Annotated in this window: 22 protein-coding genes and 1 other RNA gene; 10 read left to right on the top strand and 13 right to left on the bottom strand. The window is 54.2% G+C overall.

Features of this window, described 5'->3' with window-relative positions; all coding sequences use genetic code 11:
* The 4 genes from B2R48_RS13115 to ssrA all read right to left on the bottom strand — a co-directional run.
* Nucleotides 1–410: EamA family transporter (locus tag B2R48_RS13115; RefSeq protein WP_296990221.1), on the bottom strand; the 410-nt coding region annotated here is incomplete at its 3' end.
* 152 nt (nt 411–562) lie between these two features.
* The gene (locus tag B2R48_RS13110; RefSeq protein WP_297001120.1) at nt 563–2179 is read right to left on the bottom strand and encodes a fumarate hydratase; all 1617 of its coding nucleotides are present in this window, start codon (nt 2177–2179) and stop codon (nt 563–565) included.
* A 171-nt stretch (nt 2180–2350) separates the two neighbouring features.
* Entirely contained in the window at nt 2351–2893 is a 543-nt protein-coding gene (locus B2R48_RS13105) for an SspB family protein (RefSeq protein WP_213475685.1), read from the bottom strand.
* 139 nt (nt 2894–3032) lie between these two features.
* Nucleotides 3033–3400, bottom strand: a transfer-messenger RNA (tmRNA) gene (gene ssrA, locus B2R48_RS13100).
* 152 nt (nt 3401–3552) lie between these two features.
* On the opposite strand from ssrA, the gene B2R48_RS13095 reads away from it, so the two are divergent.
* The 5 genes from B2R48_RS13095 (at nt 3553) to B2R48_RS13075 (ending at nt 6983) form a co-directional block, all read left to right on the top strand.
* Nucleotides 3553–4347 (top strand): thymidylate synthase, encoded by a 795-nt coding sequence (locus B2R48_RS13095; RefSeq protein WP_297001116.1) that lies wholly within the window; start codon nt 3553–3555, stop codon nt 4345–4347.
* Nucleotides 4347–4874 (top strand): dihydrofolate reductase, encoded by a 528-nt coding sequence (locus tag B2R48_RS13090; protein ID WP_297001113.1) that lies wholly within the window; start codon nt 4347–4349, stop codon nt 4872–4874. Before B2R48_RS13095 ends, B2R48_RS13090 begins: the two co-directional genes overlap by 1 nt.
* Nucleotides 4875–4986: 112 nt before the next feature.
* The gene (locus B2R48_RS13085; protein WP_297001110.1) at nt 4987–5568 is read left to right on the top strand and encodes a TetR/AcrR family transcriptional regulator; all 582 of its coding nucleotides are present in this window, start codon (nt 4987–4989) and stop codon (nt 5566–5568) included.
* 109 nt (nt 5569–5677) lie between these two features.
* Entirely contained in the window at nt 5678–6301 is a 624-nt protein-coding gene (locus B2R48_RS13080) for a class I SAM-dependent methyltransferase (protein WP_297001107.1), read from the top strand.
* Between the two features lie 124 nt (nt 6302–6425).
* A complete protein-coding gene (locus tag B2R48_RS13075; protein WP_297001106.1) occupies nt 6426–6983 on the top strand; it encodes a peroxiredoxin-like family protein in 558 nt (185 codons plus the stop codon).
* A gap of 92 nt (nt 6984–7075) precedes the next feature.
* On the opposite strand, the gene B2R48_RS13070 is transcribed toward B2R48_RS13075, so the two are convergent.
* Nucleotides 7076–7714: a glutathione S-transferase family protein gene (locus B2R48_RS13070; protein WP_297001103.1), complete on the bottom strand. Its 639-nt coding sequence runs from the start codon at nt 7712–7714 to the stop codon at nt 7076–7078.
* A gap of 267 nt (nt 7715–7981) precedes the next feature.
* Here B2R48_RS13070 and B2R48_RS13065 point away from each other — a divergent pair, with 267 nt between their 5' ends.
* On the top strand, nt 7982–9235 hold the full coding sequence (locus B2R48_RS13065; RefSeq protein ID WP_297001100.1) for a DUF2235 domain-containing protein: 1254 nt from the start codon (nt 7982–7984) through the stop codon (nt 9233–9235).
* 330 nt (nt 9236–9565) lie between these two features.
* Here the strand turns inward: B2R48_RS13065 and B2R48_RS13060 are convergent, their stop codons facing one another.
* From B2R48_RS13060 to cyoA, 5 genes are all read right to left on the bottom strand, one after another.
* Nucleotides 9566–10333, bottom strand: coding sequence for an SURF1 family protein (locus tag B2R48_RS13060; RefSeq protein ID WP_297001098.1), 768 nt, complete (start codon nt 10331–10333; stop codon nt 9566–9568).
* A 95-nt stretch (nt 10334–10428) separates the two neighbouring features.
* On the bottom strand, nt 10429–10809 hold the full coding sequence (locus B2R48_RS13055; protein WP_033069359.1) for a cytochrome o ubiquinol oxidase subunit IV: 381 nt from the start codon (nt 10807–10809) through the stop codon (nt 10429–10431).
* Entirely contained in the window at nt 10806–11426 is a 621-nt protein-coding gene (cyoC, locus tag B2R48_RS13050) for a cytochrome o ubiquinol oxidase subunit III (RefSeq protein WP_297001092.1), read from the bottom strand. Before cyoC ends, B2R48_RS13055 begins: the two co-directional genes overlap by 4 nt.
* Nucleotides 11427–11436: 10 nt before the next feature.
* Nucleotides 11437–13446, bottom strand: a complete 2010-nt coding sequence (gene cyoB / locus B2R48_RS13045; protein WP_297001091.1) for a cytochrome o ubiquinol oxidase subunit I — start codon at nt 13444–13446, stop codon at nt 11437–11439.
* Nucleotides 13447–13536: 90 nt separating this feature from the next.
* Nucleotides 13537–14667, bottom strand: coding sequence for a ubiquinol oxidase subunit II (cyoA, locus tag B2R48_RS13040; RefSeq protein WP_232308487.1), 1131 nt, complete (start codon nt 14665–14667; stop codon nt 13537–13539).
* Between the two features lie 449 nt (nt 14668–15116).
* Between cyoA and B2R48_RS13035 the strand changes: the two genes are divergently transcribed.
* A complete protein-coding gene (locus B2R48_RS13035; protein ID WP_297001086.1) occupies nt 15117–16457 on the top strand; it encodes an MFS transporter in 1341 nt (446 codons plus the stop codon).
* Between the two features lie 95 nt (nt 16458–16552).
* Here the strand turns inward: B2R48_RS13035 and B2R48_RS13030 are convergent, their stop codons facing one another.
* Both B2R48_RS13030 and B2R48_RS13025 read right to left on the bottom strand, forming a co-directional pair.
* The gene (locus tag B2R48_RS13030; protein ID WP_297001083.1) at nt 16553–16879 is read right to left on the bottom strand and encodes a hypothetical protein; all 327 of its coding nucleotides are present in this window, start codon (nt 16877–16879) and stop codon (nt 16553–16555) included.
* Nucleotides 16880–17152: 273 nt separating this feature from the next.
* Nucleotides 17153–17845: a glutathione S-transferase family protein gene (locus B2R48_RS13025; RefSeq protein ID WP_297001081.1), complete on the bottom strand. Its 693-nt coding sequence runs from the start codon at nt 17843–17845 to the stop codon at nt 17153–17155.
* Nucleotides 17846–17998: 153 nt separating this feature from the next.
* On the opposite strand from B2R48_RS13025, the gene B2R48_RS13020 reads away from it, so the two are divergent.
* The 3 genes from B2R48_RS13020 (at nt 17999) to B2R48_RS13010 (ending at nt 20619) form a co-directional block, all read left to right on the top strand.
* Nucleotides 17999–18697, top strand: coding sequence for a glutathione binding-like protein (locus tag B2R48_RS13020; RefSeq protein ID WP_297001078.1), 699 nt, complete (start codon nt 17999–18001; stop codon nt 18695–18697).
* A 169-nt stretch (nt 18698–18866) separates the two neighbouring features.
* The gene (locus B2R48_RS13015; protein WP_297001075.1) at nt 18867–20087 is read left to right on the top strand and encodes an alpha/beta hydrolase; all 1221 of its coding nucleotides are present in this window, start codon (nt 18867–18869) and stop codon (nt 20085–20087) included.
* 19 nt (nt 20088–20106) lie between these two features.
* Nucleotides 20107–20619 carry a TspO/MBR family protein gene (locus tag B2R48_RS13010; RefSeq protein ID WP_297001074.1) on the top strand — a complete coding sequence of 171 codons (513 nt, stop codon included), beginning with the start codon at nt 20107–20109 and terminating at the stop codon, nt 20617–20619.
* Here the strand turns inward: B2R48_RS13010 and B2R48_RS13005 are convergent.
* On the bottom strand, nt 20616–21455 hold the full coding sequence (locus B2R48_RS13005; protein ID WP_297001071.1) for a DUF3750 domain-containing protein: 840 nt from the start codon (nt 21453–21455) through the stop codon (nt 20616–20618). The two genes, B2R48_RS13010 and B2R48_RS13005, sit on opposite strands and share 4 nt — an antisense overlap.
* Between the last annotated feature and the right edge of the window lie 126 nt (nt 21456–21581).

Raw genomic sequence — 21581 nt, 5'->3', positions numbered from 1 at the left:
ATGCGGACCTTGCCCGGACGTTCACCAAACAGAAGCATGGCAATCAGAACCGCCCACACGGCCATCACACCGGGCAAAAGAATGCCAACATGGCTTGCCGGAACGAACTCAAGGGCGCTTGCAACCATCAGGGTGTAAAACGCGCCGGAACCAACGATCATCAACAGGCCGTTGGCCATTGAAAGGCCCTTGGGCCAGATGCCTTTTCTTATCCAGATCGGGGCAAGCAGGACAAAAGGCACAACAAAACGCATCAGGCCAATATCAACAGCGGTAAAGCTTGAAGTCATGGCATAGCGGGTGGCAATCAGCCAACCGGCCCAGATGCAAACCGTCGCAAGTGCAGCGGTCACACCAACCAGTCGGCTTTCCGTCGCACCGGTGGCAGAGAGCGCGGAAGTTTCAGACATAACAGGTTATCCAGTAAGGGGTTGATTTTGCCCAAATCAGACCATTTCTTGCGCACCGCAGCAACCCCTTTGACCTGAGGTCAGCTATGCAAAGCAAAAACGGCGCAAGGTTTCCCCTGCGCCGTTTTGACTTCAATGGCCGTGATTTCGGATCAGATGCCGAATTCGGCAAAGAAATCGTTGCCCTTGTCATCAATGACGATGAAGGCCGGGAAGTCTTCGACTTCGATCTTCCAGACGGCTTCCATGCCAAGTTCCGGATATTCGTGAACGTCGACTTTCTTGATGCAGTCCTGCGCCAGACGGGCTGCCGGACCACCGATAGAGCCAAGATAGAACCCGCCATATTTGGCACAGGCATCCTTGACCGCTTTTGACCGGTTACCCTTGGCCAGCATCACGAACGAACCGCCTGCGGCCTGGAACTGTTCGACATAGGCATCCATACGCCCGGCCGTGGTCGGACCAAATGATCCGGACGGCATGCCTTCCGGCGTTTTCGCCGGACCGGCATAATAAACCGGATGGTTTTTAAGGTATTCCGGCATTTCTTCACCGGCATCAAGGCGTTCCTTGATTTTGGCATGTGCAATGTCACGGGCCACAATCACGGTCCCGGTCAGCGACAGACGGGTTTTGACCGGGTATTGCGAAAGCTGCTTGCGGATCTCTTCCATCGGACGGTTCAGGTCAACCTTGACCACTTCGTCGTCAAGATGCTCGTCGGTGACATGCGGCAGGTACTTTGCCGGATCATGTTCAAGATCTTCGATAAAGATACCGTCCTTGTTGATCTTGCCCAGAATCTGACGGTCAGCCGAGCACGACACACCCAAACCAACCGGGCAGCTTGCACCATGACGCGGCAGACGAATCACGCGCACATCGTGGCAGAAATACTTGCCGCCGAACTGCGCGCCGATTCCCATTTCGCGGGTCATCTCAAGGATCTTCTGTTCCCATTCCAGATCGCGATAGGCCTGACCATGATCGCCACCTTCGGTCGGAAGGTTATCGTAATAACGCGCCGATGCCATTTTCACGGTCTTAAGGCACGCCTCGGCAGAGGTACCGCCAATGACAACCGCCAGATGGTAAGGCGGGCAGGCAGAAGTGCCCAGCGTACGGATTTTTTCATCCAAGAACTTGCGCAGGCTTTCGGGGTTCAAAAGCGCCTTGGTCTGCTGGAACAGGAAGGTCTTGTTGGCAGACCCGCCGCCCTTGGCCATGAACATGAATTTGTATTCATCGCCCTTGGTCGCATAGAGGTCAATCTGTGCCGGAAGGTTCGAGCCGGTATTCTTTTCCTCGAACATGTTTTTCGGCGATACCTGCGAAAAGCGCAGATTGTGTTTCTGATAGGCCTGCCAGATGCCCTTCGACAGGGCTTCTTCATCAGAACCATCGGTGATGACTTTGCCACCGCGCTTGCCCATGACGATGGCCGTACCGGTATCCTGGCACATCGGCAAAACGCCGCCCGATGCGATGGACGCGTTTTTCAACAGATCCATCGCCACGAACTTGTCATTGGCGGTGGCTTCTTCGTCATCAAGGATTTTGCGCAACTGTTCGAGATGACCCGGACGCAAAAGGTGCGAGCAATCAAAGAAAGCCTGAAGGGTCAGCTTTTCGATCGCTTCAGGTTCTACTTTCAAATAGGTCTCGCCATTGACGTCAACGGTCGAAACGCCCTCATCCCCGATCTTGCGGTAAGGGGTGGTGTCTTTCCCCTGCTCAAACATGGGCTTATAGACAAAATCACTCATCGGAAGGTTCTCGTCTCTCTCAAAAACAAGGTGGGTTTGTTCTTTGTGAGGCTGGTTTTAGCGCCAATTGCACCAAATTGCCACGATACATTAGGGGAACCCCGGACGCGGGAAACATCAACGGGACCAGACAAAGAAAAAGGGCAGATCAACCCTGCCCTTTAAAATCTTCTATTTTTTACGGAACGCATCAAGTGCGATGACCTCACCGGTTTCATTGGCATCCGGCTTGGGCTTTTTACTGCGGGCCTTGGACGGTTCGGCCACCAGGGTTGGTGCGCCCTCTTCGTCGTCCATCAGATCGGCATCAAGATCATCATCTTCATCATAATCGAAATCTTCGTCGTCCATTTCCTCTTCGACGCTGAATGTCAGCATGAAGTTGGCAGACGGATCAACAAAGGCCAGCATCGCATCATAAGGAACGACCACCGTGGTCGGCATGCCATCAAAGCTCATTCCGACCGAGAAGTGATCATCTTCGGATTTCAGATCCCAGAACCGGTGTTGCAGGACAACGGTGATGTTGTCTGGATGCGCCTTGCGCTGGCTTTCAGGCAGGGCCACACCGGGATGATTGGTCTGGAAGGTGATATAATAGTGATGCTCTCCGAAAAGGCCCTCTTCGGCCACGCGCGCAAGGATGTCTTTCACCACACCGCGCAGCGCCTGGTCGACCATAAGATCGTAACGGAATTCTTCCGGTTCTTGCATCAGTAATCCTGTATCTGGCGAAACCACCGGGTACGTCCGGCGCGTTCCGTCATTGTCATATGGCATCTCTGCGCGCCAATTGCATCTCGGCGCGTTTGATAATGACTCTATTCATAACGAAGCGGGAAAGAAATACAAGAGTGGGGCGTTCTGTTGCTAGGTGCCCCGTCCCCCACCAAATTACCGCTCCCGGCAATCGGAATTTCGCTTTGGTGCTAGTACCGCTTAGGCGGCAACAGCAACCGGAGCATTGTTGTCGTTTGCATTTACAAACATTGGCCCGATGCGGTGGTACCATGCCGAGCGCCCACATTGACTTTTACTGCTCACGTCGATCCTATTTCGGCCCCACGAAGATTGTCTGAGTCGGACAACCGATAAATTTTGGTGGAGCCGCCGGGTACCGCCCCCGGGTCCGTAAAGCCTATTCTGTCACGCAGTTTAGCGCCGTAGTCGGGTTGCCCCGACAGCCCCTATATAGGGCAAATGGTCCCCGTTTCACAAGGGGAATCGGGAAATCTTTTTTTGATTTTCGTGGGAACATTTCGCGATCTTACGGATTTTAATCAGGCTTTCACACGACACCCCGCACTGCTTGCCGAGGCGTTCCGACCTGACTATGCTGCGACAAAAGCGATTCCAAAAATGCAAGGACCAGCATGCAGCAATATCTCGATCTGATGCGTTTGGTGCGTGACACCGGCACGCGCAAGGAAGACCGGACCGGCACCGGGACTGTCTCGATCTTTGGTCACCAGATGCGTTTTGACCTTTCCCAGGGTTTCCCGCTGGTCACCACCAAAAAGCTGCATCTGAAATCGATCATTCATGAATTGCTGTGGTTCCTGGATGGCGACACCAACGTCAAATACCTGCAGGATAATGGTGTCCGCATCTGGAATGAATGGGCTGATGAAAACGGTGACCTTGGCCCGGTTTATGGCGGCCAGTGGCGGTCATGGCGCGGCGCAAACGGCGAAACCATCGACCAGATCACCGGCCTGATTGACCAGATCAAAAACAATCCCGATTCCCGCCGCCTGATCGTTTCGGCCTGGAATGTTGCCGATGTGCCGAATATGGCGCTACCGCCATGTCACTGCCTGTTCCAGTTCTATGTGGCTGATGGCAAATTGTCCTGCCAGCTGTATCAGCGCAGTGCGGATATCTTCCTGGGCGTGCCGTTCAACATCGCATCTTATGCGCTTCTGACCATGATGATCGCGCAGGTCTGCGATCTTGAGGTGGGTGATTTTGTCCATACCCTTGGGGATGCGCATCTTTACACCAACCATCTTGATCAGGTCGAAGAACAGTTAGCCCGTGATACCCGCCCACTTCCGACCATGAAGATCAATCCGGCGGTCAAATCGATCTTTGATTTCAAGTATGATGATTTCGAACTGACCGGCTATGACCCGCATCCCCACATTGCCGGCAAGGTTGCTGTGTAATGAACGTTACAAAAATCGAACGAGTGGCAGTGGTTGCGGCTGCGCAGAATGGCGCGATTGGCAAGGATGGCTGGATGCCATGGGAATTGCCCGAAGACCTGAAACGGTTCAAGGCACTTACGCTTGGCAAACCGATGATCATGGGGCGCGTGACGTTTGAGACAATTGGCCGACCGCTTCCCAAGCGTGTGACCATTGTAGTGACCCGCGACACCGACTGGTCGTTTGATCATGAAAATGTGAGGGTTTGTCACACAATCGAAGAAGCCGTTGAACTGGCCGACGAAATCGCCGTGCGCGATGGTGTCAATGAAGTGATCATTGCCGGGGGCGCGCAGGTTTATCACCTCGCCCTGCCCTTCACGACACGGTATGAACTTACCGAAGTCCATGCCGATATCGAGGGCGACACCTTCCTTGATCCCCTGCCCGCCGATCAATGGCGCGAAACCGCACGTCAGAAAATCGACAATCCGGACGGGCCGGATTACAGCTTTGTCACGCTGGACCGGATTGTAAAATCCTGATTGGTCTGACCATCACAAGCTCTTTAGTTGATTTTCCACCGCATTCGTCCCATCTTTATCTGAGTTATAGAACATTCGTTCCAAAGTGTGGAACTGATCAAAGGAACTGCTGATGCCACGGCCACGTGCATTTGACGAAGAAAGCGTTCTTGATAACGCCATGAACATCTTCTGGAGCAAGGGGTTTGAAGCGACCTCTATTCAGGATTTGGTCAATGAAACCGGCCTGAACCGGGCCAGCATGTATGCAAGCTTTGGCGACAAGAAGGCGCTGTTCCTGCGCGTCCTTGATCATTACAGCCAGAAAATCAGTGCCGAGCGTTTTGCCGATCTGCGCAACATCGAAGATGGTCGCGCCGCGATAGAAAAGACATTCCGTGATGCCGCCAAAACCGGCACCGCAGAAGGACGGCACAAAGGCTGCCTGATGGTGAATTCAGGTATGGAGCTTGCCCCGCATGACCCGGAAACCGCCGCCATCGCCCATCAGGCATTCCGTCGGGCCGAGGATACCTTTGCTGCGGCACTGAACCGCGCTGTTGATCAGGGCAAAATTTCCAAAGGCAAGAATGTTCGCGCCCTCGCCCGGTTCCTTGCCGGATCGTTTCAGGGGATGCAACTGATGTCGCGCCGCGGTGCGGATCAGGAAACCTTGCAAGACTATTGCGAGACCATTCTGGGCGCACTCGACTAGATCACAGCCACCTTCCAGTGCCGTTTCGTGTTGGGCATTGCCTGACACTGCTTCATCGTCTGGCACATCAATCAATGCCCGCAAACCGGGCGCAAAAGCCGGACATATCATGAAACGCAGCGACACGTTCTGGGACTCTGCCGCCGACAAATACGCCCGCAAGCCGATCGGCAACGAAGCCGCCTATGCGCAAACCCTTGATTGCACGCGCGCCTATCTTTCCCCCGATCAGAACGCGTTTGAAATCGGCTGTGGCACCGGCACCACGGCCCTGAAACTTGCCCATAGTGTCGGGCACCTGACGGCCACCGATATTTCCGGGCGCATGATCGAAATTGCCCAAGACAAAGCCAAAGATCAGGCGATTGGCAACGTCACATTCGCCAAACAAACAATAGAAGATATCGCCAACGGCTCAGACCAATATGAGGTCGTGCTTGGCTTTAACATCCTGCATTTGCTTGATCAGCCCGAAGACGCCATTGCCGCGCTACATAAGGTCATCAAGCCGGGTGGCATGTTCATCACCAAAACGCCCTGCCTTGGCGAGAAGCTTGGTTACCTCAAGCCCCTGATCTGGGTCATGCAGAAACTTGGCAAGGCACCGCACGTTCACTTCCTGAATTACGCCCGCCTTGAGGGTATGATCCAGTCTGGCGGATTTGACATCATCGAAACCGGCTCCTATCCGGCCAGCACCGGATCACGCTTCATCGTCGCCAAACGGGTTTAACGACACGTCCGCACCAAGACGTTCCCATCACGGTTCGGTGATGGCGGTTCTTTGTTGTTGATTTATAGAATGATCGTTCCATAATCGACCTCAATTAAACCTGAACCAAGTCATGAGGAACAAAATGTCTGCAATTACCCCGCTGATGCCGCGCCAGAAAGTGCCATCCCTGTCCGTCCCGCTTGTTGGTGGCGGCACATGGTCACTTGCCGACCAAAGCCCGGAAAACTTCACCATGGTCGTATTCTATCGCGGCCTGCATTGCCCGATCTGTGGCAAGTACCTCAAGGACCTTGATACCAAGCTTGCGGACTTTGCCAAGCGCGGTGTGAACGTCGTCGTTGTATCACCCGATGGCGAAGATCGCGCGACCGAAGCCAAGGCGAAGTGGGAGCTTGAGAATGTTGATCTTGGTTATGGCCTTGATCTCGATAACGCGCGCGAGTGGGGTCTTTATATCTCGACCTCGAACGGTGTGACCTCAAGCGGTTATGAAGAACCGGCTGTTTTCTCGGAACCTGGCCTGTTTCTGGTGCGTCCGGATGGCACGCTTTATTTCGGCACCGTCCAGACCATGCCGTTTGCCCGCCCGGCGTTCGATCAGATCCTTGGTGCGCTTGATTTCGTCATTGCCAAAAACTATCCGGCACGCGGCGAAGTGATTGATCATACAAATCCCTGAACCCAGCTTTTAAAGCCGATAAAATGCCAAAGGGCCGGTTCCAAAGCGCAGGAACCGGCCTTTTTATTCCTCATACTATTCCAGCAGCCCATTTAACCCGCCATTGCAGCAGCAAAATGCGGTGCATCGAGTTCCTGTGCACGCTGATAGGCCGGCCGGGCATTAATCCGGGCGATGTAGGCCTCGAATTCCGGATATTTCGGCAGAATACCAAACATACAGCCAAACCGAATGGTCGAACCAAACACAACATCAACTGTTGTGAAGTTCGTCCCCATCAGCCACGGATCGGCCTTACCCACAACATCAACCAGAATGGGCACCAGCGTTTCCCAGTCGCGATAGGAATTCTGGCTGCTGTCTTCTGCCTTGTACTGGCGCACGCGGTCGATCATGGCTGGCTCAATGGTGGACGGTGAAAAGAACAACCAGCGCAGATATTCACCACGTTTCGGATCATCCAATGCCGGGGCCAGGCCGGCCTCGGGATACAGATCGGCCAGATAGCAGCAAATGGCGGCAGCTTCGGTTACGACCGTATCGCCATGTGTGATGGTCGGCACCTTGCCAAGCGGATTGAGAGCAAGGAATTCCGGGGTTTGTCCATCTCCACCGCCAATGTCGAGAAGTTTGACATCAAACGGAATACCCAATTCGTGCAGCATCCAATGGACGGTGCCGCTGCGTGACGGAATGGCGTGATAAAAGGTCAAATTCCGGTCTGATGACATTAAAGCTGCTCCTGCGTTTGCGCGTGTCATTCTTGCGATATGGAGCGGCAATTTCCCCTTGTTTCCCAATAATGTAAATCGCACGAAACGCAGGTTCCTGACAGCTATATGGCAGGAGGATGTCAGTCATCCATGCAAGGTGGCCGTATACCTGCAGCGCTTTATTATATTCATTAGAACTTAATAAAATCGCCTTTGGGTTGTATAGTGTTTGCCAAAGCGACCCAAGAAAGATCGCTGGCATCACATTACTTACAGGGGCTTCTCATGACCAAACGCAGGCTCATCGTGTTTTTCGACGGCACTTGGCAGGAACCAGCCAATACGCCTCAACCAACCAATGTCGTCAAACTGCTGCGGGCCGTTCCCAGCAGCGCCGGGGATATCCCCCAGGTCGTGTTTTATGATCGTGGTGTTGGCACCGGCAATGTGGTGGATCGTTTGCGCGGCGGTGCATTTGGCAACGGGTTGCTTGAAAACGTTGTTGATGGCTATCGCTTCCTCGGTAACAACTATCAGCCTGGCGACGAGATATTTATATTCGGCTTTTCGCGCGGCGCCTTTACCGCGCGCAGCCTGGCCGGACTGATCGGTCTTTGCGGTCTTTTGAAGCCCCCCTATCTTGGTCATCCGCTTCAGGATGATATTGCGAAAATTGCCAGCTCGGATTTATCGACCGAGGCAAAACGCACCAAAATCTCGACCCTTGATATTGAAGCCCACAAGGACGTGCCGATTGAATGCGTTGGCGTTTGGGACACGGTCGGATCGCTTGGCATTCCCGGCGATTGGGGCCGTCTGGTAATTCCCAAGAACTACCATTTTCATGATGTGCAGCTTGGATCGAACGTGCGGGTTGCCCTGCATGCCATGGCGATTGACGAAAAGCGCAGTGCGTTCTCACCAACATTGTGGGTCAAGAAAAAGGGCGCCAAACTGCCCGACAAACAAATTGTTGAGCAGGTCTGGTTCCCCGGCGTGCACAGCAATGTCGGCGGGTCTTACGATGACTGCAGACTGTCCGATATCACGCTTGACTGGATGGCTAAGCGTGTGACCAAGCATACCGGCCTTAAACTCGATAACCCGTCACTGAAGGCGCGCCTCTCCCCAGCGATTGACGGCCGCGGCTATGAAAGCCGGACGAAAATGTACTTTTCGTCCCACGCCTATCCCTATCAGCGGCTTATCAACCAGATCGCGCCCGAAGAGAAAACCCTTCTCGACAAGCTTCGCCTGAAATGTCCAAAATTTGATCGTCGCAACATCATCCCGGCGGGCCTTGAGACCATCAACGAGGCGATCCATGTCAGCGCGCTGGAACGCTGGAACATCAGTACGGGGGTGTTGCATGACAATTCGAGCGAAGGGTCACTCGAACGCGTTCTGTATCGCCCGCCGAACCTGAATGCGGTTTTCCGCGCACATTACGCGGGCACGCACACCCCCAATATCATCAACTGGAGCGGGGCAACCATGCGCAAAGACATTCCGTGGCCCGGTCAATCGACTTTGGAATAGTTAAAGGCGTATCGTCTTCGATCAGAGGATTACTTCATCTCGGTCGCATATTTTGTGCAGTAAGTGGGAACGGTTCCGCCACCCTCTGTCACATAGTAAGTTTTACCACCGATGACCGTTTTTTGTATTCCCTGACATTCTTTTGGAACACCACCAGTGGAGCAACCAGCCAGAATGACGGTAGCCGCCATGACACACACCACGCTTCTCATACTTTCCCCTGTCTGTTGATGTCGCACAATTTTGGCTCGAAAATATAAACCATACGCAACCTATGAAAGCAGCCCGGTGTTTGACAAGGGGTAATCTTACGGCGCTTGCAAGCTGCCGCTATCGTTTATTTGACGTCCTCAGCACGATCCACGCCGCCACAAGTGTCAGCAAGGCCATGCCAAACCATGTCAGCGCATAGGTCAGGTGGTTGTTGGGGAAGCGAATTTTGGTCAGCCCACCAAGCGGCAGTTTCGCCGGGTTTTCAGCCCCGTCACCGTCGATGAAGTATGGGGCGACGTTGGTGGCATCCAAACCACGCTTGGTTGCCATCGCCTTTACATCACGTGAATACCAGCGTTCCTCGGACGGCACGTTATCGCGCATGAAGGTGCCAACCGGTTCGTTGATCCGAAGCAGGCCAGTTACGGTGACTTCGCCCTCGACCATGCCCTCAGCCCGGGTATCGGGATTGCGCTTTTCGGTGGGAACGAAACCGCGGTTGATCATGACAATCGTGCCATCACCCCGGATCAGCGGGGTCAGAACCCAATAACCCGCACCGTAATCAGTGGCGGTATAGACCTGACTTTCAAGGTCGTTGCGATAGGTCCCCGTCACACGGACCTTGCGATATTCGTCGCGTGCGCGGGTGACATTTTCCCAGTCATCACGCGCGGGTGCGGCAACCGCATCGCCATGCACACGGGCATCAATCCGTTCGATCAGATCAAGCTTCCACGCCCGACGTTCAACCTGCCAGTAGCCAAGGGCACAAAACCCGGAAAACAGGATAGCCGCCAGCAGCACGACAACGATCTTTGTCGTCGTCGAGGGGCCCTTTTTCGGGGCATCGGTTTGGGAGATGGAAACGGGATCGTCGGACATGCCGGGTTCTTTCAAATGGCAGTAAGCGGGTGTTTAAACAAAAAGGGCGCGATCCCCATACAGGTATCGCGCCCCCTTCAAATATCAAGCAGTCCCTAGCCGAAGCTCGGGATCATGTCGTGATCCATCTGCGGCATCATGTTGGTGTTGAGGTGATACATCACCCACAGTGAACCGGCGATGGCAATTGCCACGATCACAAGGGTAAAGATCAGCGCCAGCATGTTCCAGCCACCTTCGGATTTGGTGTTCATGTGCAGGAAATAGACCATGTGAACAATGATCTGAATAACCCCAAGACCCATAACCCAAAGGGCGGTTGCAACCTTGCTGTCAAGAACACCGTCCATCACAAGCCAGAACGGAATCGCGGTCAGAATGACCGACAGGACGAACCCGATCACATAGCTTTTATAGGTACCATGCGAGGCACCACCATCATGATGGTCATCATGTGCGTGTGAATGTGCGCTCATCCCAGAACTCCCAGCAGATAAACAACGGAGAAGACACCGATCCAGATCACGTCAAGGAAGTGCCAGAACATCGACAGGCACATCAGACGACGCTTGTTCTCGACGATCAGGCCGCGCTGGGCCACCTGAACCATCAGGGTGACAAGCCAGATGATGCCAAAGGTCACGTGCAGACCGTGGGTCGCAACCAGCGTGTAGAACGCCGAAAGGAAACCACTGCGCATCGGCGTCGCACCCAGGCTCCAGAGGTGATGGAACTCATAAATTTCCAGCCCCACGAAGGCGATACCAAACAGACCGGTAATCGCCAGCCAAAGCTGGGTTCCTGCAACATTGCCCTTTTCCATCGCCAGCATGGCAAAGCCATAGGTGATGGACGAGAACAGCAGCATCGACGTGTTGATCGCCACCAGTTCAAGGTCGAACAGATCAGCCGGTGCGGGACCCGCTGCATAGTTCTGACCAAGAACGGTATAGGTTGCAAACAGGATCGCAAAGATGAGGCAATCGCTCATCAGATAGATCCAGAAGCCGAGCATCGTACCAGTTTCCGGGTGATGCTCTTCTTTCAGGTAAAAGACCGGCGCTTCGGTCTGAGAGGCAGTTGTATTCGCCATTGTCATTCCCTTACGCCTGCTGTTTTGCCAGAAGGGCGGTACGTTCTTCTTCGGTCGCCACAACTTCGGATGCCGGGATGTGATAATCACGGTTATAGTTGAAGGTGTGGGCGATGGCGCCGCCAACCAAGGCGATAAAGCTTGCAACGACAAGCCACCACATATGCCAAACCAAACCGAAACCAAGAGCAAGCGAGATCGCAGCCAGGATAAATCCAGCACCGGTATTTTTCGGCATATGGATATCCAGGAAGCCCGTCGTCGGACGCACGTAGCCACGTTTCTTCATGTCTGCCCAGGCGTCCAGATCATGGACAACCGGGGTAAAGGCGAAGTTGTAAGCCGGGGGCGGCGAGGACGTCGACCATTCCAGCGTACGACCACCCCACGGGTCACCGGTTTCATCGCGCAGTTTGTCGCGTTTGATCACCGCAACAACGATCGACATGATGAACGAACCGATACCACCGGCAATCAGAAGCGCGCCAAAGGCCGCAATGATGAACCATATCTGCAACGACGGATCGTCAAACTGGCTCATACGGCGGGTCACACCCATCAGGCCAAGAACATAAAGCGGCATGAAGGCAAAGTAGAAACCAATGGTCCACAGCCAGAAGGACATTTTGCCCCAGAACTCGTCAAGCTTGAAGCCGAATGCTTTGGGGAACCAGTACACGATCCCGGCAAACATCCCGAAGACCACACCACCGATAATCACGTTATGGAAGTGGGCAATCAGGAACAGGCTGTTATGCAGGACAAAGTCGGCCGGCGGGACAGCAAGCATCACGCCCGACATGCCACCAATCACGAAGGTCAGCATGAAACCAATGGTCCACAGCATCGGGACATCAAAGCTGATACGCCCCTTGTACATGGTGAACAGCCAGTTAAACACCTTGGCCCCCGTCGGGATCGAGATGATCATGGTGGTGATGCCAAAGAAGGCGTTCACACTTGCACCCGACCCCATGGTGAAGAAGTGGTGCAGCCAGACGATGTAGGACAGGATGGTAATAACCACCGTCGCATAAACCATCGAGCTATAGCCAAACAGACGTTTGCGGCAGAAGGTCGACACAACTTCGGAGAACACACCAAACGCCGGCAGGATCAGGATGTACACCTCGGGGTGGCCCCAGATCCAGATCAGGTTAATGTACATCATGGCGTTACCGCCAAGGTCATTGGTGAAGAAGTTGGTGCCCGCATAGCGGTCAAGACCAAGCAGGACCAGAACAGCGGTCAGAACCGGGAAGGCTGCAACAATCAGAATGTTGGTGCAAAGCGAGGTCCAGGTAAAGACCGGCATTTTCATCATGGACATGCCCGGTGCGCGCATCTTTACGATGGTCACAATCAGGTTCACACCCGAAAGCAACGTCCCGACACCGGCAATCTGCAAGGCCCAGATATAGTAATCAACCCCGACGCCCGGACTGTAGACAATATCAGACAGCGGCGGATAGGCCAGCCAACCTGTCTTGGCAAACGCGCCCAAAAACAGCGAGATCATGACAAGCACGGCGCCGCAGGTGGTCATCCAGAAACTGAAATTGTTCAGGAACGGGAAGGCAACGTCGCGCGCGCCAATCTGCAGCGGCACAACGAAGTTCATCAGACCAGTCACCAGCGGCATCGCCACGAAGAAGATCATGATCACGCCGTGGGCGGTAAAGATCTGGTCGTAGTGATCGGGCGGCAAATAACCGGCAGAATCACCAAATGCAATGGCTTGCTGGGCGCGCATCATCAAAGCATCGGCAAAGCCACGCAGCAGCATGACAATGGCCAAGATGATGTACATGATACCGATCTTTTTATGATCGATCGACGTGACCCACTCATTCCATAGATATCCCCACAGGCGGAAATAGGTCAGCGCGCCAACAACAACGAGCCCGCCTACAACCACTGCCGCGAATGTCACAGCGACAATCGGCTCATGGAGCATCGGAATGGAATCGAGCGTAAGCCGGCCAAATATAAAGTGTAAAAGGTCCGGATTAGAGAACATCGGATTACTCTTCTTTCAAATACAGAATGGCACCGCAACCGATGCCAGAACTGCGAAGGGCCGGTTGGCATTCACCAACCGGCACTGCATTTAAAACCCTGCCGAAACACCTGTGGGTGCAACACTCATCGCACGCGAAACCGGTTCGTTGTCAAACAACGGAAGGTTCGCGATTTCGCCTGACAAGCCACCTTCAGGGGTGGTGCAAAGCGTTGCGACGAAGGACTTGCTATCAGGCAACGGCTGGCTGCCACGCATCTGCGGAACGTCATAAGTCAGCGACATGACGTTGTAGATACCGGCAAGACCGCCACCGCCGTTTTCGTCGATATGCATCATCTCGTTCATGCACATCTTCGACTGATCAACGCACATGTTGAGAATGGCCTGATAAAGTTCCGGATCCACTGAGCTGTAATAGTGGACCGGTTCCTTCACACTCGGCTTTTCGAGTTCGAGATACTGCGAACGGCCAAGGAAGTTCTCATCAGACTTCACGTCATTCACCCAGGCGTCAAAGCCCTCTTCGCTCAGGCCGTGGAACTTGAAGCGCATGTGAGAGAAGCCCTCACCGCTGTAGTTCCCGGAGAACCCGTCATACACGCCTTCTTCGTTGATCACGGCATGGAGTTTGGTTTCCATACCCGCCATCGAATAGATCTGCCCTGCAAGGGCCGGAATGAAGAACGAGTTCATGATGCCCGAAGATGTAATCTTGAACTGGATCGGCGTATCGACAGGAGCTGCAAGCTCGTTGACCGTCGCAATGCCCTGTTCCGGGTAGATGAACAGCCATTTCCAATCAAGCGAAACGACTTCAACCACCATCGGCTCATGATCTTTGGGCAATGGACGTTCAGCATCAATACGGTCGAGCGGACGATACGGATCAAGCGTATGGGTCGTGACCCAGGTAATCGCCCCAAGAGCAATAATGATCACCAGCGGCGCGGACCAGATGACAACTTCCAGCTTGGTGGAATGGTGCCATTCGGGATCGTATTCGGCATCCTTGTTACCCTGGCGGTATTTCCAGGCAAAGAATACCGTCAGTGCCATGACCGGAACGATGATCAGCAACATCAGGATGGTCGAAACGATAATGAGGTCGGCCTGCTGGGACGCAATATCACCCGACGGATCGATCACAACCAGGTTGCAACCGGCCAGAAGCGAGAACATCGAGGTCAAGGCGACGCCACGTACAAGTTTTGAAAGCATGCGCTTCATACTTCCTCAGTCTCTGGAAGATGTTCTCACAGACAACCATATGCCTGCGAGCCGCATAGCGACCCACCAAAGATCGCCACGCGTCGTACCCTGCCGCACACGCATATAGGAATTATAATTCCAGACATCCACGGAAAGGGCACAAAGAAAGCAATTTTTTTTCAAAAAAATGCCAAATCGGAAATTCGCGGGAATTGCTATAGCTGCGTTGCAGCAATGTCAAGCTACCCGCGGCGCATAGCAGGGTCGTAATGACAATTATCATTTGGATGTAAACCACGCGTTGTGCGGTGCATCACAATAATTGACACTGACGTTTGCAATTCACATGTCTATACTTAGACTCGATCCAAAGTCGTATCGTCCCTTGATCCGAATTTGTGATCCAATCAAAAGCAGTTAGGGCCCAAAGGCCCGACCAGTGAATAAGGGAGAACGGCGTGACCCAAACAACAGAACACTACGCGACCGCCACCTCTTCGGGTTTGGAACGCGATGCGCGGCATCACAATGCCGACGCCACCAATGATCCGGGACAGATCGCGCTTGGCGTGATTATCGGCCGGACATCCGAGTTTTTTGACTTCTTCGTCTATTGCATCGCATCGGTACTGGTTTTCCCACAATTGCTGTTTCCGGGTGAAACCGCACTCATGGGCACCATGTATTCCTTTGCCATTTTCTCTCTGGCCTTTATCGCCCGCCCTGTCGGGTCGCTTGTCTTCATGACCGTTGACCGGCAATACGGACGCGGCGTGAAACTGACGATTGCCATGTTCCTGCTGGGCGGTTCAACCGCTGCGATGGCATTCCTGCCAAGTACGGCTTCGGCCGGGATCCTTGCGATCTATCTTCTGTGCGCGTTCCGCTTCCTGCAGGGTCTTGCATGGGGTGGCGCATGGGATGGGCTTGCATCGCTTCTGGCGCTTAATGCGCCGGACAACCGCAAAGGTTGGTATGCGATGATCCCGCAGCTGGGTGCACCGCTTGGTTTCATGCTGGCATCCTCGCTGTTTGCCTATTTGATCCTGACCCTGCATGCCGATGACTTCCTCGCATTCGGCTGGCGCTATGCGTTCTTCGTTGCCTTTGCGATCAACGTGGTCGCCCTGTTTGCCCGCCTGCGTCTGGTGGCCACATCGGAATTCGGCCATCTGCTGGACAAGAACGAGCTGGAAGCATCGCGTGTCATGGACACCCTTAAACATAACGGTCGTACCGTTGTGCTGGGCGCACTGGTGCCGATGGTCAGCTATGCACTGTTCCATCTGGTCACTGTCTTTGCGCTCAGCTGGGTCTATCTGTATGCCAATGGCAATCCGGGTCAGTTCCTTCTGACACAGGGTGTTGGCGCGGTTCTTTGTGCGTTCGGTATCATTGCATCGGGCTTCATTGCCGATCAGCTCGGACGTCGCCGTCTGCTGGGCTACAGTGCCGGGATCATCCTGCTGGGTGCGGTCCTGACCCCGCTGCTTTACACCTATAACATTATCAATGAAGGCATGATTGTTCTGGGTGGCTTCGCGGTTCTGGGCCTGTGCTTTGGTCAGGCGGCCGGAACACTGGCATCAAACTTCAAGCGCGAATACCGCTATACCGGATCGGCCCTGACATCCGACCTTGCATGGTTGCTCGGTGCGGGCTTTGCACCGCTGATCGCACTTTATCTGTGTGACAAGTTCGGTCTGGCCGGTGTGGGGGCGTACCTGCTCTCGGGCGCGGTTGTCACGCTTTTGGTCCTGCAGTTCAACAAACAGTTCGGTGCACGAACCACCGACTAGGATGTTTGACAGACCTGATACGCAAAACACCCCGGCTGATATCGCCGGGGTGTTTACGTTTGGTACGTCTCACAAGACCCGTCGTTCTTGCCAACCTATGACTTGACCGCCGATGGGTCTGGCTCAACAGATGGTGCCGGTTCATCTGCAACGATAGCCAGTCTGAAACCATTGAAGCGTTTGCGCAGCATCATTTTGATGACAACAAAGTACCAGAAGAACGACCACAGAAAACCCGCCAGTCCCGTAATGTAGCCGACATCAATGTCGGGCTTACCCATGGCCGAACCAACAAAACCAATGATGGTGCCAATCACCAACGCCAGCAGCGTACTGCCGATAATTGCACCAGCATATGTTCTCCATGTCAGCAACCACCAGATTCTCACGATCCGGCCATCCGTGATTTCAAGCTCCTGCATTAAGACAACCTCGGTTCAAGTATTTCAGAATTTTCGCATTATGGTTGTCTCCCCCACAAGATATACCAGCCCAAACACCTCGCGGACGCAAGCATAAATCCCCCAAGTACAAACGCCCCGGCCAAATTGGCCAGGGCGTTTTCAGGTGGTGATAACGGCAACCTCAACCAGACGATCCCATCTGGTCAGATCAAGGACACGTCCCCCAACATGCCGATGAAACGCCGCGCATAGGTGTTATGGCGAAACCCTCTGGTGAGGTTGCCGCCTCCCTTAAGCGTAGTTGGACGGGAACATGGCGCGTTTTGCTTCTTCGTCCATTTCGGTTTTAAACGTGTGATCCTTGCCGACGTCGCGTGCACGCACCGCTGCGGGCAAGCTGTTGATCGCATCAAACCAGCGCTTGATGTTGGGATACTTGTCCCAGACATCCGGGTTCTTGTGGACGAAAGGTGCCTTGTCAACCCAGCCCCAGGCAGAGATATCAACAATCGTCATCTCGTCGCCAACGATGAAGTCACGCCCGTCCAGATGATCTTCAAGCACCTGATAATGACGGGCGATCTCGTTGCGATAACGGTTCACGCCATAGTCATTACCCTCGGGCGCGACATGCTGGAAATGCACAGATTGACCGGAAAACGGACCAAGGCCGGTTGCGATGAACATCAGCCAGGACAGGAATTCACCCCGATCATCAGGTTTACCAAGGAACTTGCCCGACTTTTCGGCGAGGTAAAGCAGAATAGCATTTGAATCAAATACCCGCACTTCCTTGCCACCCGGTCCGTCGGTATCGACAATCGCCGGAACCTTGCCATTGGGATTGATCGCCCGAAAGGCCGGATCATGCTGTTGACCTTTGCGGGTATCGACCGGCACGACCTCGTAGGGCAGACCGGATGCTTCGAGCATCATCGAGATTTTCTGCGGGTTCGGGGTCGGATGGTAATAAAACCGGATCATGATACGTCTCCTATTGGCCGTCGCCGCCACACAATGGCGTGACATGCTCTTGCATTTCGGAATGATCGTTTTAAATTGACCGATAACATCCCGATTGGCAAGCTTCGATTATTGATGAAGCCACCCGAAAAGATTTGAAGGAGCCACAGGCCCATGATTGATCTGTATTACTGGCCAACACCCAACGGCCATAAAATTACGCTGTTCCTTGAAGAAGCCGGACTGGACTACAAAATCGTGCCGGTCAATATCGGCGCGGGTGACCAGTTCAAGCCGGAATTCCTGGCCTTTTCCCCCAACAACCGCATGCCCGCGATCATTGATCACGACCCGGCAGATGGCGGCGAGGACATCACCGTGTTTGAATCCGGTGCCATTTTGCAATATCTGGCCGAGAAAACTGGAAAGTTCCTGCCAACCGGTGTCCGTGAACGCAAAACCGTGATGGAATGGCTGTTCTGGCAGATGGGCGGCCTTGGCCCGATGGCTGGCCAGAACCATCATTTCGGCACCTATGCCCCGGAAAAACTGCCCTACGCCATCACCCGCTATGTCAATGAGACAAACCGGCTTTACGGGGTTCTCGACAAACGTCTTGAAGGGCGCGACTTCATTGCCGGGGATGACTACACCATTGCCGACATGGCCTGCTATCCGTGGGTCGTCAGCCACGAAAAGCAACAGCAGGACCTGAATGACTTCCCGAACCTGAAGCGCTGGTTTGAAACCATAAAGGCCCGTCCGGCAACCATTGCGGCCTACAAGGCTGGCGAAGAGCTCAGCAAATGGCAAATGAGCGAAAAAGACAAGAAAGTCCTGTTTGGCCAAACGGCCAAAAGTGCCAAGGCCTGAAACAAACCAGACCGCCCTGCGTTGATATGATGCAGGGCGGTTTTGTTTGCGCATCCCCCTGAAAGCAGGCAACAGTGATCTGCCGGTGTAAAGTTCGGCGTATATTTTCAAGCAGTTGCGCGCATTGCTGTCGCTACTGCCTGACGACCAACCACGCAACGGGGATCAGATGCGTCAAGACCAGACCGCTTTGGACAAGATGAAAGATCTCCGGCGCAGTATCACCAGCGCGGCGCGCACGATCCTTGTTATTCTGATCCCGGCGCTTGCCACTGCATCCTGCGCCTTCCCGCCCGAGAGCGAGCTTTATCAGCAATCGCCCGATATCCCGCCCTATACCCAGGACAGTTTCGATCAGTATGTGGCGCAAACCCGTGACTGGGTTGCCGAGCATCGCGTTTTCATCACCGATGACCGTGAAACTGAACTGGCGCGCAATATTCCGTTTGAACTGGGCCAGACGACACCGGATGGCGACGCCCCCAAACGCGGGGTGCTGTTTGTCCATGGTCTGGGCGCAAGCCCGTGGTATTTCCACGACATCGCAAGCGAGATGTCACAGAACGGCTGGCTGGCGCGGTCCATGCTCCTGCCCGGCCACGGTACGCGCCCGGCTGATCTCAGCATCCCGAACTATGCCGACTGGACTGCGGCAGTCGCCCATCAGGTTGCCTTGCTTGAACGCGAAGTCGATGAAGTCTGGCTTGGCGGGTTTTCGACCGGTGCCAACCTCGTAACCAGTTATGCCGCGCGAAACCCAGAAATCTCGGGTCTTTTGTTGTTCTCGCCGGGTATTGAGCCGGGCACTGATCTGTTGTTCCTGACACCCGTCATTCAGTATCTGTGGGATTGGGTTGATGCCGACCCGGAAGACAACGCGATCAACTATCAATCCCTGTCGACCAAGGCGTCCGTGCTCTATTACCGCAGCGTGGCCGATGCCGAAGATGCGCTTGATGACGCCCCGTTTGACCGCCCGGCACTTGTGTCGATGAGTGCCGATGACAGCGTCCTTGATCCGCTGGCCATATTGCGCCGCTTTGAAACCGATTTCACCCACCCGGCATCGCGCTTTGTCTGGTATGATGACACCAACGCGCCAAGTGATGATCCACGGGTCAGCCGCCTTAACAGTAATCTTCCAGATCAACAGATCAGCAATTTCTCGCATCTGAGTGCCCTGTTTTCGCCAAACAACCCCTATTACGGCATCAATGGAAGCTTTGTGTTTATCGAGAACGGTCAGGAAGAGATTGAACGGCCAGATGATCGTGCAAAACTCTGGCGCAGTGCATGGGGATATACCGAGCCCGGCAAATATCATGGTCGCCTGACCTGGAACCCCTATTTCGATGGATTGATTGACACCATTACCGACGTCACCAACTAACGCCAAGGATCGGGGCCCCATGACCGAGACAACACAGAAAACCACAAACCCGCGCCCCAATCATCGTACCCGGGTCTTTGCCCTGATCGCGTTTATGGTGTTGTGCCTGATCATTTCGGCCTTTGGCGGGGCCGTGACGGCCACCAGTGTCGATGACTGGTACACGACCCTGAACAAGCCGTTCTTCAATCCGCCCAACTGGCTGTTCGCACCGGTCTGGACCGTGATTTATTTCATGATCGCCGTTAGCGGCTGGCGGGTCTGGCTCAAGACCGGGATTGCAAACGCAAAAGGGCCGTTTGGCCTCTATGCGGCTCAGCTGGCGCTTAATCTCGCGTGGTCATTCCTGTTCTTTGGTGCGCAGTCGCCAATCCTTGGACTGATTGATATCGTAATCCTGCTTGCGGTTATCATTGCCAATATCATCGCCTTTTGGAAGATTGATCGTCTAGCTGGGATACTGTTGGTCCCCTATGGGCTCTGGGTGGCTTTCGCCACCCTCTTGAATGCGGCAATCTGGCGGCTCAATTAACTGCTGGGTTCAAGGCTGGCTTCTGCGCTTTCGGCTTTGGCGGCCTCGTCATTTGCCAGCTCCTCGGCCTTGACCTGCGCGACACTGTCCATGCCAAGCCGCCCGATGGAGGGCAAACGCAAGGCCGGGCGGTTGAAATCAATCCCGAAATTAAGGCCAAGTAGGTTGAGCTCAATCCCCTCTTCCAGACCAAGTGACATGCCAAGCACGCCCAGAAGGTTGGCCTGAACACCCTGTCCGCTCGATGACAGTCCGACCGGGTTGGTGATCGGCCGATAATCCTTGCCAATCGCATTGGCTGGCATATCAAGATTCAATCCCGGCACTTCACGGCCGATGTGGGCAATGAAGGTATTGCTGTTTGGCCCGGGATAGCTGCGATATTCGCGCGGGAACGGATAGGATTTGATGGCCTCTTCAATTTCGGGGATCAGCTTTTCGGCCGCTTCGCCGCGATGATCGGCCATGAGTTTGGGTTCTGATCCGTACCAAAGGCCATCAGGGATCGCGTAATTCTGGCGCACCACATTGCCGCTTCCCCAGCCAACCACGTCATAGCGTGTATAGCGGGTTTCACCGGCACGCTTGTAGATGATCCACGGATGCACCGCGAAATAGCTGCGCCAGCCAAAGGTATCGGCCGCCATCACCATGACAATCGCCTGATCCCGGTTGGCGACCGCATCCGGCGCAACCCCCGAAGAATGACGCGGCGCATTGCGCCATGTATAGCGTTCCTTAGCTTTTTCGCCCGGCGGGTCTTCTGCCAGGCTGATGCCAAAGGGCAGAACAAGAACGGCCAGAAGACCAAGAAACAGGGTTTTGCCTTTACGCACGATCAATCCAATCTGATTTTGCAACGCAGTATGGGTACGGTTAAAGCAAAGAAGTAGGATCAAAAAAAGGCAATGCAATCTTTTATCCTGCCGGGAATGAGACACATCCCCGTGAAAGGTGATGAA

It is taken from the genome of Thalassospira sp. UBA848, assembly GCF_002295455.1.
Lineage (GTDB): Bacteria > Pseudomonadota > Alphaproteobacteria > Rhodospirillales > Thalassospiraceae > Thalassospira.
Note: the sequence above shows the minus strand (reverse complement) of the source record. Positions and strands in the feature narration are given on the sequence as shown.